This is a genomic window from uncultured Psychrobacillus sp., from assembly GCF_938022135.1.
Taxonomy (GTDB): Bacteria; Bacillota; Bacilli; order Bacillales_A; family Planococcaceae; genus Psychrobacillus.
The window spans coordinates 1-15,151 of record NZ_CALIED010000070.1 but is presented as its reverse complement, the minus strand read 5'-3'; the positions used below and the strand labels follow the sequence as shown (position 1 = coordinate 15,151).

Annotated in this window: 15 protein-coding genes and 1 pseudogene; 4 read left to right on the top strand and 12 right to left on the bottom strand. The window is 37.9% G+C overall.

Translation table 11 applies throughout. The features are described from left to right. From Q0371_RS14255 to Q0371_RS14240, 4 genes are all read right to left on the bottom strand, one after another. Entirely contained in the window at nt 1-1,203 is a 1,203-nt protein-coding gene (locus tag Q0371_RS14255) for a CoA transferase (protein ID WP_298472179.1), read from the bottom strand. After that, nucleotides 1,204-1,869: a GntR family transcriptional regulator gene (locus Q0371_RS14250; protein WP_298472177.1), complete on the bottom strand. Its 666-nt coding sequence runs from the start codon at nt 1,867-1,869 to the stop codon at nt 1,204-1,206. A 454-nt stretch (nt 1,870-2,323) separates the two neighbouring features. After that, nucleotides 2,324-3,271 carry a ferrochelatase gene (gene hemH / locus Q0371_RS14245; protein ID WP_298472175.1) on the bottom strand — a complete coding sequence of 316 codons (948 nt, stop codon included), beginning with the start codon at nt 3,269-3,271 and terminating at the stop codon, nt 2,324-2,326. Nucleotides 3,272-3,363: 92 nt separating this feature from the next. After that, nucleotides 3,364-4,020: a hypothetical protein gene (locus Q0371_RS14240; protein WP_298472173.1), complete on the bottom strand. Its 657-nt coding sequence runs from the start codon at nt 4,018-4,020 to the stop codon at nt 3,364-3,366. A gap of 208 nt (nt 4,021-4,228) precedes the next feature. On the opposite strand from Q0371_RS14240, the gene Q0371_RS14235 reads away from it, so the two are divergent. Continuing rightward, nucleotides 4,229-5,284, top strand: coding sequence for a YeeE/YedE family protein (locus Q0371_RS14235; protein WP_298472212.1), 1,056 nt, complete (start codon nt 4,229-4,231; stop codon nt 5,282-5,284). An 18-nt stretch (nt 5,285-5,302) separates the two neighbouring features. Then, nucleotides 5,303-5,527, top strand: coding sequence for a sulfurtransferase TusA family protein (locus Q0371_RS14230; RefSeq protein WP_169360055.1), 225 nt, complete (start codon nt 5,303-5,305; stop codon nt 5,525-5,527). Between the two features lie 48 nt (nt 5,528-5,575). On the opposite strand, the gene Q0371_RS14225 is transcribed toward Q0371_RS14230, so the two are convergent. Then, nucleotides 5,576-6,550: a macro domain-containing protein gene (locus Q0371_RS14225; protein WP_298472171.1), complete on the bottom strand. Its 975-nt coding sequence runs from the start codon at nt 6,548-6,550 to the stop codon at nt 5,576-5,578. 120 nt (nt 6,551-6,670) lie between these two features. Here Q0371_RS14225 and Q0371_RS14220 point away from each other — a divergent pair, with 120 nt between their 5' ends. Next, the gene (locus Q0371_RS14220; protein ID WP_298472169.1) at nt 6,671-7,048 is read left to right on the top strand and encodes an SLAP domain-containing protein; all 378 of its coding nucleotides are present in this window, start codon (nt 6,671-6,673) and stop codon (nt 7,046-7,048) included. A 318-nt stretch (nt 7,049-7,366) separates the two neighbouring features. On the opposite strand, the gene Q0371_RS14215 is transcribed toward Q0371_RS14220, so the two are convergent. The 5 genes and pseudogenes from Q0371_RS14215 to Q0371_RS14195 all read right to left on the bottom strand — a co-directional run. Continuing rightward, nucleotides 7,367-7,966: a hypothetical protein gene (locus Q0371_RS14215; RefSeq protein ID WP_298472168.1), complete on the bottom strand. Its 600-nt coding sequence runs from the start codon at nt 7,964-7,966 to the stop codon at nt 7,367-7,369. Between the two features lie 627 nt (nt 7,967-8,593). Continuing rightward, the gene (locus tag Q0371_RS14210) at nt 8,594-9,544 is read right to left on the bottom strand and encodes an MBL fold metallo-hydrolase (RefSeq protein WP_298472166.1); all 951 of its coding nucleotides are present in this window, start codon (nt 9,542-9,544) and stop codon (nt 8,594-8,596) included. 21 nt (nt 9,545-9,565) lie between these two features. Continuing rightward, complete coding sequence (locus Q0371_RS14205; RefSeq protein ID WP_298472164.1) at nt 9,566-10,318, bottom strand: DUF2071 domain-containing protein; 753 nt, start codon at nt 10,316-10,318, stop codon at nt 9,566-9,568. Next, on the bottom strand, nt 10,311-10,460 hold the full coding sequence (locus Q0371_RS14200; RefSeq protein ID WP_298472162.1) for a hypothetical protein: 150 nt from the start codon (nt 10,458-10,460) through the stop codon (nt 10,311-10,313). The genes Q0371_RS14205 and Q0371_RS14200 overlap by 8 nt, the downstream gene beginning before the upstream one ends. A 33-nt stretch (nt 10,461-10,493) precedes the next feature. Beyond that, nucleotides 10,494-10,999 (bottom strand): annotated as a pseudogene (locus Q0371_RS14195) (HAD-IA family hydrolase); the annotation flags it as partial. A gap of 162 nt (nt 11,000-11,161) precedes the next feature. Here Q0371_RS14195 and Q0371_RS14190 point away from each other — a divergent pair. After that, nucleotides 11,162-12,280 carry an NADH-dependent flavin oxidoreductase gene (locus tag Q0371_RS14190; protein ID WP_298472158.1) on the top strand — a complete coding sequence of 373 codons (1,119 nt, stop codon included), beginning with the start codon at nt 11,162-11,164 and terminating at the stop codon, nt 12,278-12,280. A gap of 43 nt (nt 12,281-12,323) precedes the next feature. Here Q0371_RS14190 and Q0371_RS14185 read toward each other — a convergent pair whose 3' ends face one another. Beyond that, nucleotides 12,324-13,100: a YqhG family protein gene (locus tag Q0371_RS14185; RefSeq protein WP_169360063.1), complete on the bottom strand. Its 777-nt coding sequence runs from the start codon at nt 13,098-13,100 to the stop codon at nt 12,324-12,326. A gap of 29 nt (nt 13,101-13,129) precedes the next feature. Further along, a complete protein-coding gene (locus Q0371_RS14180; RefSeq protein WP_298472157.1) occupies nt 13,130-14,662 on the bottom strand; it encodes an SNF2-related protein in 1,533 nt (510 codons plus the stop codon). Nucleotides 14,663-15,151 lie beyond the last annotated feature (489 nt).

Genomic DNA, 15,151 nt, shown 5'->3' with positions numbered 1-15,151 from the left:
TTAAATCACTCCCTTTTCTTTAAATGTTTTGAACTCTTCCACTGACATATTTAAAAATTTAGTATAAATTTCTTCGTTATGCTCCCCTAGTTTAGGTCCACTCCACTCAATTTTCCCAGGAGTTTCAGAGAGCTTGGGTACAATTCCAGGCATTAAAACCTGTGCGCCATTTTGTATTTCAATTTTTTGTAACATATCGCGAGCAATGTATTGCTCATCCTCAATAATCTCCTTGATTCCATAAATCGGTCCTACCGGAACAGATGCATTATCGAGAATATGTTGCACTTCTTTTAATGGAAGCTGCCTTGTCCATTCTTCAATAGCACCATCAATAAACTCTACATTATCTGCGCGTCCTTGATTAGTTGAATACAAAGTGTTGGTTGCTATGTCTTCTCTACCAATAGCTTTCATTAATCTCTGAAAAATTTTGTCCCCATTTCCCCCTATGACTATGTGCTTTCCATCTTTGCACATATATGTATTGGAAGGTGCTATTCCCGGAAGCGTACTACCTGTTCTCTCTCTAACAACCCCTGTTAAATCGTATTCTGGTAAAATTCCCTCTAGTAAACTAAAAACAGACTCATAGAGAGCTACATCAACTAGTTGCCCATTCTTTAAAGGGTGATTATCCCTAGCTCTGAGCGACATAAGAGTACCGATTACAGCATATAATCCAGCTATCAAGTCCCCTAAAGCTATCCCTACTCTTACTGGAGGTAAATCTGGATAACCAGTTAAGTACCTCAGACCTCCAATTGCTTCGGCAACACTTCCAAATCCAGCCTTTTCTTTATACGGTCCGGTCTGACCGTACCCAGAGATTCGCGTCATAATAATTGATTTATTTACTTCTTTAAGGTCTTCATAGCCTAACCCCCATCTTTCTAGAGTTCCTGGTTTAAAGTTCTCAAGGACGACATCCACTTTGCCCACAAGATCCCGAACTATATCCTGTCCTTCAGACTCACGCAAATTTACGGTAATCGACTTTTTATTTCTTGATTGTACGTACCACCAAACGGAAGTATCCTCATGCATCACCCGCCAACTTCTTAAAGGGTCACCATTTTTAGGTTCTTCTACTTTTATTACTTCTGCACCAAACTCCGCAAACAATTTCCCCGCAAATGGAGCAGCCACTAAATTGCCTAATTCCAATACTTTAATTCCTTCTAACGGTTTTTTTGATGACAATTATTTCACCTCTTTTTTTCTACATAATTCCATAAATAAATTGTAATCGCTTTCAATATGGATTTTCATATACTTACGAGCACCTTCACTATCTTGATCTACAATGGCTTGAAATATTTTTTGATGTTCTATATAGGCTTGTTCAACATGAAAAGGATTTTCCTCTATTATGGACTTTCTATAAAAAACATTAATACCTCTTAGGTGAGAAACCATACTTATCAGCCATTGGTTATTGCTAGCTTGAACAATTGCCTCGTGAAAATTTAAAAGCTCATCATCTTTACTAGTTGAACCGGTTTGAAAATTTTTCCCTTTAAGCAACGCAGCCCTTATCGTCTCTAATTGTTCTGATGACCTTCTCTTCGCGGCATAAAAAGATGAAAGCGGTTCCATTTCTACGCGACATTCATACATATGTTGAAAATCTTGCATAGTGGGTTTTACTACTGTAACTCCTCCTGTTTTTTTTACTTTCAGAAGTCCATCTTTCTCAAGCATTCTAATTGATTCTCTAATTGGGCTCCTACTAACTTCTAAATCGGTAGATATCTTCTCTTCTATTAATCTTTCACCCGGCCTTAACTTTCCCGTCATTATTTGATTTTTCAAGTAGTTATAAACTTGGGTCTTTAAATTCGGATTTTTTTTTACACCTGTCGACAACATTACCCCTCCCATTGTAATTGTAGACTGTATACAACTTTCATATTTTAAAGAATAATCAAAAAACTTTAAATAGTCAATATATTTTTTAGTGTTAAATGAATTATTATATTTTGTTATGTATTTATAACTGATTAGCCAAATAAAACAACAAACTTCATTTTAATATTTTTGTGGGAGATGGGGAAATCACAACAAACGCAATAAACAGAAAGTCTTATTGGACGATACTTTGGAAATTTATACTGTTAAAAAATTTAATAATTACTATTAATCCAAAAGTATTTATAAACTTTGAACATCCTTCTTCATTATTACTTTTGCATTAATGGTCTTTGTTTTATTGATTTAAAAAGGGCTATTTTAGTGGGATGAGTGAGACAGATAAGACAACACTAACGCGCGGAAGCGATGGTGGTGGCTTATCGTTCACCAAACTGAAGTCCAATTATCTCTAATTTTTTATCCCCTTGATTTTCATAGTTAGTTGCTCCCTCACTATCTCCCCTAATGCAATTACGGTATCAAATGAATCACCGGGAAACTCAGCTCGGACAAATTCTACCTTTAGCTCCTCACTAATAAGTTGGGCATCTCTCCCGATTTCAAAATATGACTCCATGTCTGCCACCACAGATAAAAGCTCACATGTTACGAATCCGCGAGCTCCCTGCTCTACTAGTGATCGAATGATATCCTTCACATCTGGGCCAAGCCATCCGACCTTACTACTGGCACTGCGATAAGACAACATCCAGTTAGATATACCTGCTTCACTCGCAACTGCCTGAGCCATTGCTTGAAATTGTTCAATATATTTATCATTTCCTTCAGGATTAAGCGGCTGGCTATGAACCGTAAATAATACAAATGCACTTTCTTGCACATGTGCAGGAAGCCATCTAAAGGCACGTCTCACTCGATCGCCATACACGGAAGTAATAGCTGGATGCGTGTTCCAATTTTTTATATGAATAAGTTCTTTATTAACTCCTGATTTTGCAAGAATATCCTCTACCTCTTTTTGGTACACTCCGGCGCCAGTTGGTGAAAATATAGGGTTAACTGAAAAAGTAACAATTGTCTCCACTTGGTCATCTAACATTCTTTGGAGTGTCTCTTCTAAAAATGGAGAAGTGTGCTTGTAGGCATTGTATACTTTGATTGCTTTTAAGGGGCTGTTCAATAATTTTTCTAGACCTTGAGCAATCCGCGCGGTATGTGCACCTAATGGGTCATTCGATCCAAACGCACGATATCTTTTTACAAAGTCCTCAATCATCTTTGTGGTTACTTCTTTCCCATGTATGAGGTGGGCAAAAAATTCAGGCAAATCATCTATCGATTTTGGAGCTCCATACGCATAAAAAATAATACCAATCATTGTGCTATCAACTCCCATCTAATTCAACACCCTTGGCAAACTACACGCCAGAAATCCACTAACCAAAAAAAGAAAAGGCTAGTCGCTTTTGGCTAACCTTATTATATGAATCATTTTCGATGTTGTTTGCGACTCGCATAATCGCTTTCTATTCCCTTTTTCCAAGATTTATTTATTTTTGCTCCATTACGATAGGAGGAAACCACATCACTAACTGATTCATAATTTAAGCGCGTTCCTTCTTTATCCGCGTGGTATTTAACAGCAAACTCCTCTGCAATTCCAAAGTTAGCAGCAGTTGCAATTGCATCAATATTAGCACCGAGGAATATGAATTCCCAACCGTATTTCTCCTTCTGACGTGAAATCATTGAGCGAATTTTTTCATAGTTGTACTCACAGCTTGAATTTTCCATCCCATCTGTTGTAATAACAAAGAGCACTCTATTGGCACGCTCTTCGTAGCTTGTTCTCTTTTGTGTATTTCCTATTTTCTGTATAGATGATCCAATGGCATCAAGTAACGCAGTCATTCCACCAACTTGATAGTCTCTATCCGTCATGGACGAAACACCCTTTATATTTATCCGGTCATGTAATAATTCATAGTTATCACTAAATAACACCGTTGTAACTATAGCCTCTCCCTTCTCCTTTTTCTGTTTATCAAGCATCGCATTAAATCCTCCTATCGTATCTGCCTCTAATCCAGCCATTGAACCGCTCTTATCCAAGATAAATACTAACTCCGTTACATTCTTCTTCATTAGGTTAACCCCCATTTGTTTTTTGTTTACAAATGAATAATATCAATTGAGACAATGTAAAAGGTCGCTTGAAAAGCGACAATTATCTATTCCACATATTGGCGATAATTTTTTTAAGCAAAATAATTGTCATATTCACTTTTCCAATGTAATATAATCCTATCAGTTTAGTAAGAATTAAAGAGAAGGCGGGATAAGCGTGATACAAATGCTCATTACAGGTTTATTTTGTGGGGCGTTATTAGGATTCGTCATGCAACGAGGAAGATTTTGTTTGACTGGCGGTTTCCGTGATATGTACTTAACAAAAGACAATCGCATGTTTTATGCGTTATTAATAGCAATTGCCGTACAAAGTGTCGGTGTGTATACATTAATAGAGTTAGGCGTGTTTGAATTTAATGCTGGTACTCTACCATTAGTTGCAATAATTATAGGATCATTCATTTTTGGTATTGGTATTGTGTTAGCCGGTGGTTGTGCGACGGGAACGTGGTACCGTGCTGGTGAAGGCTTAATCGGGAGCTGGATAGCCTTAGCAGGATATATGCTAATGGCTGCTATTATGAAAACTGGGGTATTAGTACCTTTAAACAATAAAATAAGTTCTTCTCAGCTACCATCTAACTCCATTCCAGAAACACTTGGAATCAACGTATGGATTTTAATAGGTATTCTAGTAGCAGTAGTAGGATGGATTGTTTATAAAGAAGTTACAAAACCAAAAGTTTTCATTCCATCTTTAAAGCCAAAAAGAACTGGATTGGCACATATTTTGTTTGAAAAACGCTGGCACCCATTTGTAACTGCAGTTTTAATTGGGGCTATTGCAGTATTAGCTTGGCCATTAAGCGTTGCTACAGGACGTATTGGTGGTCTAGGGATTACTACTCCATCAGCTAATATCCTTCAATACTTAACAACTGGAGACACAGCATTTATCAATTGGGGTGTATTTTTAGTCCTTGGTATTTTCATTGGGTCATTTATCGCAGCAAAAGCTAGCCGTGAGTTCCGTTTCAGAATGCCAGATGTTAAAACTGGTATTAATAGCTTTGTTGGTGGTAATTTAATGGGCTTCGGTGCTAGTTTAGCAGGCGGGTGCTCTATTGGAAATGGCTTAGTAATGACTGCCATGATGACTTGGCAGGGCTGGATTGCTCTAGCATTTATGATTTTAGGTACATGGACAGCAGTATACTTTGTTTTTGTCCGCGGACGCAGAAAAAACAAAGCGATGAAAGCAAGTGTAAAAACAGCTTAAAAAAGGAGAGAATTTCAAATGAAACAAGTATTAGAAGTTATGGGTATGGTTTGTCCATTCCCTTTAGTAGAAGCAAAAGAGGCTATCGCAGAAATGAGCTCAGGTGACGAGCTTGTAATTGAATTTGACTGTACGCAAGCAACTGAAAGCATCCCTCGTTGGGCAGCAGAAGAGGGTCACACAATTACTAACTATGAGCAGCTAAGTGATGCTGCTTGGACAATTACTGTTCAAAAGAAATAATAAAATGAGGACGATCCAGACATCAGTCAGGGTCGTCCTTTTCTTGTTTTATGCACCTAATAATGCTTGGTCGAAACTAAACAGAGCTTCATTAATCTCGAATATATTATAGTTTTCCTGTTGGATAAAATATTCAATAATCACATCAAATTTATGGCTTCTAGATAATGTGTACCCAGCCTTTTCTAATAGGCTATTCGTTTCTTCAAGGTTTAATCGAAGGGATATGGCAAAGGCGACTACTGTTTTCTTTAATGGAGTATAGTCCTTGTTATTTCTTATTTTCGAAAACAGGCGTCGGTCAATGTTTGCATTTTTGTAGACAGAAACATCGGTCATTCCCTTTTCATCTATAAAGCGTAGAAGCCTTTCGGAGAATGATTCATCCAAATGCTCTATTATTTCCTGTAAATCCTGGCTAGATTGCAACACCATCGAATCCTCTAGCTCATATACTTCTCTTCTAATTCTGCCGAAGCTTATGTCCATTTCCTCGACATAGTGCTCATCAATAAATTCCTCAATAGACCTGAACAGTTTCTCACTTAGTTTAAAGGCTTTTTTATCATAAACAACAATATAAACAAGCATTTCATGATTCAAGAGGAACGAGCTTATCGTAGAAATAGCTACCTGTAGAGCTTGCTCCTTTGGATATCCATAAATACCAGAAGAGATTAATGGAAACGCTACTGACTCACAGCCATGAGATAACGCTAATTTTAGCGAGTTATTATAGCAGGCAGTTAGTAGGTCTTTTTCTCCGTTAGAACCCCCTTTCCATACAGGCCCTACTGCATGAATAATATATTGAGCATCTAGTCGAAAGGCGTCCGTTATAACTGCTTCGCCAGTTTGACAATGCCCAATATGATTACAGGCTTTTTGTAGTTCCTTGGCCCCCGCCTCATGGAAAATAGCCCCGCAGACACCGCCTCCTATTTGAAGATTTTGATTTGCAGCATTTACAATTGCATCTACTTGCATCTTTGTAATATCATTTCGGACAATCTCTAATGGCATACTCTACTCCTTCCTCTCAAGCTCATTTCTATTAGCTTAAATATTAAACAAAACGCGACTAATTGAACAGCAAGACATAACTATTTATGCTAAACTTGCGTTCTAGAGGAGGTTACTAATATGCAAAAGCTAAAATTCGAAGCATCCTGGGATAAAGCAATAGCTAAACGGGATCGTTTGTATATCGAAAAAGTTTTCGAGGAAACAAAGGAGTCATTGTCTAACAACATTGTTTTTTCACCCATAAAAGAAGCTATTAATCATAAAAACGAGCTATTAGTTACCGTACTAGTCCATAACTTCACGGAGCGCTCTCTTTCTTTTCACAAAACACGTATCTTCTATCTGATTGAAGAGGACACAATAGCTAAAAACGATTTCACTATCCCAACTCTTGTCGTTCCATCTAAAACGAGTATGCCTTGGACCTTTATATTTCCGGTACACAGCCTAGTAGAACAAAGACCTTCCCCATCGGGATTCATACGTTTAGAATAACATGAAAAGGCAAGGCTTTTTTCTGGTCTGATTTTATTTGCATCATAATTAAACATTGGCATTTTACATAGCCAATTGATTTAGCCAAAATAAAAAAGCAGGTCACTGAAATCTAACGGGTTCGGTTTTGGAGTATAAAACAGCAAAAAACAATGGAAATAGCTACTTAAATGGTTAGGAACTAACACTGGAAATGGCATATAAATTAACAGTAAAAATAACACAATAAAAAAGGACCTTGGATAATCCAGCTCCTTTTTCCTTTGACTTTAAATGTCACCTTCTTCAATTAAAGTCCTCGTTAGCTAAATAAGCCAATCATCTACCAATTCGTTCAAGTGTATCTGAATAATTGTCGTCAATAATGAGCATCGGTTCCTTTATAGACTGTAAGATGCCTTCTATATTAACTAATTCATTGCCTTTTTCTTCACTAATCGTACTAAAAACTGTAATAACGGCGTCCATCTTCTCTTTTTCTTCACTACTTATCGCATAAGAATGATTTTTAAGAAACTTATTTGTCATACCAGAAATAAATTCATCAACACGAAATAAGCTATATTGTAGTAAATCCCAATCGGATGATGTGTCGCCCATATGTATGGTTGAGATAGCAAACAAGTAGGAATGAATGCTTCTATTCTCTGCGATAACAATGCTCCAACTGTTGTACAAATCATTTTTCACTTCATTGTTTTCCTCTTTTTCGGTAGTTAAATCAACAAACTCCCCTAGCCTCTTAGCCAAATTACTACCTTGAACGGTTATAATTGATAAACTTTCATAATTTCTATCTACACTCTGATTAACATAGTGCTTATACTCTAACTGAACATAAATACTGTATATAACAAAGACTCCAACTATCACAATAAGAAATCTATTTAATAACTTTCTTAATTTCGGTTTGTTCATATTATCACCCTTTTGCCATTTTATTTCTTCAATCATCCTGCCCCGTTAGATTTACATCCAAAAAGATAGTCCACTTTCTTCAAGTGAACTATCTTAGATATATAATATTTTTCAAATACAGTTCTTTGTCTGTTATACCTAATCACTGTGCGGGAGTTTTGACGGTTGTTTTGACCTTCCTTAGTTTTGAAAGGTAAGCGAAAGTTGTGATAAGTCCCTAGTAGTCAATGACGTTTAATTGGGTTATCAGCATATTCATTATGGCTGCCTGAACCACCACTGAATTCCTGCATATTAACGATTTTTCACCACCAGTAGTAGCTAACTTGTACGACCTGCCTATCCTTTATTGGTTGGTATTGAAATGGACACAATAAATCCTCAAGCCTCTCCACCTTATTCACAACTTTAAAGATTATTATGACATTTTTTTATATGCTCGTCTTTCTGCATATTCGGAACAACCATAACAAAGTTTTAGCTTCTTCCCTTCAGGACTTTTAAAGAAACGATATGGACCTGCTTTTCTATGGCAAATAGAACATTTTGTTGAAAATAGCTTAAACATGTTTACTCCCCCAAAAATCTCTTTTAATCTATCACGTTTACATTTTTTACTCCTGTTACTTAACTATTTAAGTTTTGTTTTCCCAAGAAATCCATCAATCCCATCGAACATACCTCGGTATCAATTTGAATGATCTCATATACTTCATGGTCATCTGGAATTTCTTGTCCTCTTAAATGATCCTTCACTAATGCCTGAAGTCTCTTTGCTAGCTCCTCATGGTCTTTATTTTCTCTTTGAACATCTTTCGCAGTTTCTACAAAAAGTGGAAGCCACTCGGAAACCTGTGCCAACCCTGCTGCTGCATCAGTCGTCATCCCAAAGTGACCATAGTAAATATAGCTTAGATTCATACTTTGGAATCGCTCTATTGCATTTTGCATCGCCTCGGGATTGAATTGATTTGGTGATGTGGAAGGCAGTACCAAGTCTACACCATCTTTAGCTAGCTGCTCGTATCTCACTCCAACTGTATCACCTACAAACATGCCGTTACTGATTGGGTCAAAAATACTAAAATGATGATTGGCGTGGCCAGGGGTATCTAAGAATGTCAGGGTACAGTTGGAGCCCATTTGTAACGTTTCTCCCTCTGCCTTAATTAGTAATCGATCTTCTGGTATCGGTACAATCGGATTAAAGAATTCATCGAACTTAGTTCCATATACTGCTCTTGCACTGGCAATAAGACGCTCAGGATTTGCTAAATGTCTTGCACCTTTTGGATGCACCACTACTTTAGCGTTAGGGCACGACTGTAATAGTAGGCCAGTGCCTCCAGCATGGTCAAGGTGAATATGGGTCACGATGATATATTTCACATCCTCTAAGGAGTAGCCTAAATTCTGAATACCTTCTTTCACATGCTTTACCGAGGAGCTTGGACCAGTTTCTACTATAGTTAGCTCATCTTCCTTAATAACATATGTACCTGTTCTTTCTGTAAAGCCCATATCTAGAATGTCAATTAAAGAAATCCTTTCATTCAATGGTAGCGGGTAACTCTCCATATAAAATTCCTCCTTTAGAATTTAATTGTTTAATGCAGAAACTAGCGGCCACATCCTAACCTCCATACTTCTAGAATAGTGCAGGACTGGTTCATCTCCTTCCACCTGAATCCCTTGCTCAGACAACATAGTGTTTAAACGAATATCTGCCTCAGCCTGCTGTAATAGCCATCTCTCATGAAGGATGTCACAACGCAGCGGCTCCCCTTTTTTACTTAATGTATATAGGCAATAGCGCTCTGTAAGCCATTCTTCAAAGCTCCCTTCTTTTGCATAGAAGGAATCGGAGATAGGACGGTAGCTACATTCAAATCTGGCATTCACACCGTGCCGTCGCTTACTTGTATATTCTATAAACGAATCCCTTTTTTCTACCTTCATATCGGCATGCATATATGGTAAATGGTAAATCGTTTGAGCCACCTTCACTGCCAATAAGTTTTCTGCATCTAAGCTGAAGAAAAACACACCTGGTTTTCCATTTACTGTTACATACGTCCGGACATTTAACTCTGCAAAGCTATCAGTTCCCGGAACTCTTGGCGTTCCACGTAGTCTAATATTGGTCATATGAAAAGGAACAACACCAATCCACCCTTTCCCATTAAACGTATCTAAAGCGAGTCCATTAGGCACAAGCTGTCGTAATACGTTTATGTCGATGGAGTAATGCGCAAACAACAAGTCATTCCATGTCTGAGTCATTGTCCATGGTAACTTAGGCAATGGCCATGAACGATGACTAGCATCCCATTTATCTTTTTTGCTATTCATAACTTTTCTCCTCTTCCTTCACTAAATCTAATACTTCCCTTGGTAGTCCTAGCCTCGGAAAGTCAAAAACTATGTTGTGCTCTCGAGATTGCAAAAACCAAGTCGCCTGGTATGGGTTCATTCCAACCTTACTTGCACCCATTAGCTCATCGGATCCTCCGTCTCCTATATATAAACAATGCGCAGGCTCTACACCCAATCGCTTGCAAGCAGTTAAGTAGATGCCTGGATTTGGCTTACGCTCTTTACTTCATAAGAGAAAACGATATCATCAAAAAATGGTGGCAATAAGCTGGTATACCATCCTTCTATTTCCTCAGATGTACAGTTACTAATGAGTCCTATTTTAATATTTTTAGCTTTAAGGTTTTCTAGCATTTTTATAATCGAGTCATCAATATGCTCAAAAGCAACAGACTTCACATATACTCTTTGTTCGTGTATTACTTGGATAACTTCTTCATCAATCGGCAAACCATTTTCAGTTAAAATCTCTTTTAACACGCTGGGATGATCGGCAAAAGTTCCATCCATTCTGTCATTAACTCGCGCATGCCATTCGTGTCTGTAAAGCGCTTCTTCTATACCTAGCAATTCTACAGAATAACTTGCTTTCTTACTCCCCTTTTCCCATTCTGTAATAAGCGTCTCATACAAATCAAAAATTACCGCTTGAATCAAACAGCTCCCCCCCTACCTTTTTTATCGGTTATAGAAAAGCTTCTATAATTAATGAGTAAAAACCTTCCTAGATTGAGATTTCAAGCCAATTATTTTTATTTTGAAGAGCATTCATTTAGGGTATATAGAGAAGTGACTTAATAATAAGGGAGATGTTATTTAATGGGTAATAATTCCATGTTCGATTCATACACATTACCATCAGGAGTTACATTAAAAAATCGAATTTTAATGGCTCCCATGACTACTTATTCTTCGGAGAAAAATGGAGATATTTCTGAGGATGAACTCATCTATTATGCACGTCGTGCTAAAAGTGGAATTGGTGCAGTCATTACGGCATGTGCGTATGCAGAGCCACTTGGGGCGGGATTTCAATACTCAATAGGCGCGGAATCTGACGAGAGAATACCTAGCCTGCAAAAATTGGCGAGCGCTATTAAAGACAATGGCTCAAAGGCTATTTTGCAAATTTTCCATGCAGGTAGACAATCGAATTCTAACGTGTTGAAAGGAGAGCAACCAGTATCTGCAAGTGCTGTTGCAGCACCTCGCGACAATGCAGAAGTACCACGAGAAATGACAGAGGAAGAGATTGAAAAAACGATTGCCTCTTTTAAAGAAGCAACCCGTAGAGCCATTGAAGCAGGCTTCGACGGAGTAGAAATACATGGGGCGAACACTTACTTAATTCACCAGTTCTTCTCTCCACATTCCAATCGTAGAACTGACAAATGGGGTGGGAACCTAGAGAAGCGTATGACATTTCCGTTGGCAATTGTAGATGCGGTTCAAACTGCTGCTAACCAGTATACAAAGGAGCCATTTATAATAGGCTATCGCTTTTCTCCAGAGGAATATCAGGATCCAGGATTCACAATGGATGATACATTAAAGCTTTTACGTGTATTGGCTGAAAAAGACCTTGATTATCTTCACGTGTCTCTCGGGCACTTCTTTGGATCTTCTAATAGAGACGAAAGTGATACTACACCACGTATTGAACTTATTCAGGAGGCGATAGGCGACAAGGTACCTGTGATTGGTGTTGGAACTTTGGAATCTAGAGAAGACATTGAAAAAGCATTACAGGTTACACCTCTTGTTGCAATCGGGCGCGCATTAGTAACTGACCCCGAGTGGTTTTCTAAAATGGAAAAAGGAGAGGATGACTCCATCTTCCCAGCTGTTTATGTAAGCAAAAAAGAGGAGTTAGATATCCCTAATCCATTATGGGATAAAATCATGCAAGTGAAGGGTTGGTTTAAAGTAGCCGACTAATATTTAAAAATGGCTCCGGAGATTAAATCTCTAGAGCCATTTTTCACTTCATATAAAACAGACCGCCATTAATAATTTCTATTCCCACGCGAGCTGCATACTGTTCCTCAAGAGCCTTTTTTTCCATCTCATAGCATTCAGGCTTGTCCTCCACACCGTCATAGAAATACTCCAGAACTTCCAGACTCCTCCGTAAACGTTCCTTTGCCTCTTCAGCCCAAGTATGATCGTCATTAGCAATTACTCCATCAATGATTGCATCCAGACGCTCTAAGCCACGTAAAGGCTTTATAATATAAGGCAGGTTAAAAACATTGTCAGGCATAGCCACATCGAAGCTAATCTCTTTTATCGATTCGTGGAAATCCTCTCGAACAATTCCTGTCATTAGGTTTATCCCTAGAGAATAGAACGTTTCCTTCGTTTGATCACTATAATAGGTCACCTTGTAGTTTACCCCAAGCCATGGAGTAAAGATCACTTGCGTATCACTTTTAACTTTTTCGTACATATGGACGAAGGAGCCAAGGTCTTGCACAGCCTTGAACATTTGACTAAGCCTGTTGGAGCCAAAGTGAATAACCTCTCCCTTGACGTCTTCCTTTAGCTTTGTTTTATCTGTTATAAAGGTAAGCTGCATTGGACTTGGCTCAGTGCCAGTTGCTTCTACATACTGCCAATAATACGGACGGTTCATCAGCTTTTTATCCATCTCTTCTGTCAATTGAACAACAACGTAATGGTCATTTTCGCTTAGAATAGGACAATTATTTTCTTTAAAAAATTGAAGTAAAAAGTCGTGAACTTGTTTTGGGTACATGCATACCCTCCTTCCCTACCCTGTTTGTACTATATTGTTTTTTTATAGGTCGTTAATATATCGTCTAGTTCACCGACTACTTTTTCAAATACATCGATTTTCGTGTAAAGCAGATCTAGAATATGTTGCTCAATAGTGTCCTGAATAGCTAAATTATATATATGGACATCATGCTCCTGCCCTAACCTGTGGACACGCCCTATTCGTTGCTCCAGCTTCATCGGGTTCCACGGAAGATCGTAGTTAATTACATGGTGACAAAACTGAAGGTTAATCCCTTCTCCACCCGATTCAGTAGCTATTAACACCTGTGCCTGCTCCTTGAACAAGTGCTTCATCCAATCACGCTTGTTCTTATTGAACTTCCCGTTGAATAAAACGCTCGTAATTCCTTTTGTACTTAAATACCATTGCAGATAAATTTGGCTTGCACGATATTCGGTAAAAATAATGACCTTGTCATCTGCCTCAGCAATAATCTCGTAAGCCTTCTCCGCCTTCGAGTTTACCTCTAAAGACATGAGCTTTTCCATCAAGTTTTGTACATAAGTAATTTCTTCTTGATTCGTACACTTTTCAACCATGTTGTTAAGCGTCAAACAAGTTGCTTCCTTGCTGCTACACATTTCTTTTTGAAGTGTAATCATAGAAAAAGCACCAGAAAAGACGGAGGAAATATTTTTTAAATCAGAAATCATTTCATAGACTTCCTTTTCCTCTTTCGTAAATTCAATTGGAATGATTTTCACCTGACGAGTTGTCCACTCAATCCCAGTATCCTGCCTTCTATTTCTTACCATTACCTGATTGACGAGCTCTCTTAAATACTCATCATGCTCTAAGCTATGCTTACTTGCAGAAAACGACTCCTGAAATGTCTCGTAATTACCCAAATGACCTGGCTTCAATAAAGAAACAAGATAGAATAATTCAAATACATCATTTTGAACAGGTGTAGCTGTTAACAACAAGCAGAATTTCTTTTTCAACCCCTGGACGAATTCATATATTTTCGTTTTATGGTTTTTCAGCTTATGTGCCTCATCAATGATGATCATGTCATAATTTTGAGCATATATAAGCTCTTTATGCGGACTTTTTTTAGCTGTATCCATGCTCATGATGACAATGTCATTGTGGTCAAGGGAGTAACTCTTTTTGTATGGAATGGCAGGTATATGAAATTTAAAATTCATTTCCTCCACCCATTGATTAATCAAGGAAGCAGGGGCAAGTATCAAAGCTTTTTTTACTAGTCCTCGCACCATATACTCTTTTAATATCAAGCCTGCTTCAATCGTTTTACCAAGACCTACCTCATCCGCTAAGATTGCCTTTCCATTCATCCGCTCGATCACTGTCCGAGCAACCTCTAATTGGTGGTTTAATGCTTGAAGATTTGGTAAATACTTTGGAGACTGAAGTCCCGTAAACTCTGTAATCAAATTATTTTTTACTATGTCATAACTCATATTATAAAGATTCCAATTATCCCATGGCTCTTCATTTTCTAATCTTTTTGTAAAGCCTTCCTTCCAGGAAGACGATCTTTCAATCAACATAAAAAAACACCTCACAGCAAATCATTTTTCTTAGATTGCCCAAATGTGAGGTGTGTATGATTTTTTTGAAGAATATTACTATAAAAAGAATTTTCCAATGAACCTTTAAAGTATACAAGTCTTCGTAATTCCTCATAAATGTGTAGTGGGACCGTCCGATTATTTGTGCTGACCGACCGATTATTATTAGATTTAATCATTTGCTCGATATTAATGGAATGTTAAAATGACTTTTCGTAAAGATTACCACCTGGACTTTACATCTTCTAATTGCTAGGTGTAGAAGAATGTGTCATTTGAGAGGAACACAACCAAAGATAGGTTAAAATGTCTTCTATCAGAAAAAAGAGGTTGCATATTTTTTTTAGACATGGTATATTATATCTTGTCTTGTTGCTTTAGAAGTAACATTTTACGGAGGAATACCCAAGTTCGGCTGAAGGGATCGGTCTTGAAAACCGACAGGCGGGTCATACCGCGCGGGGGTTC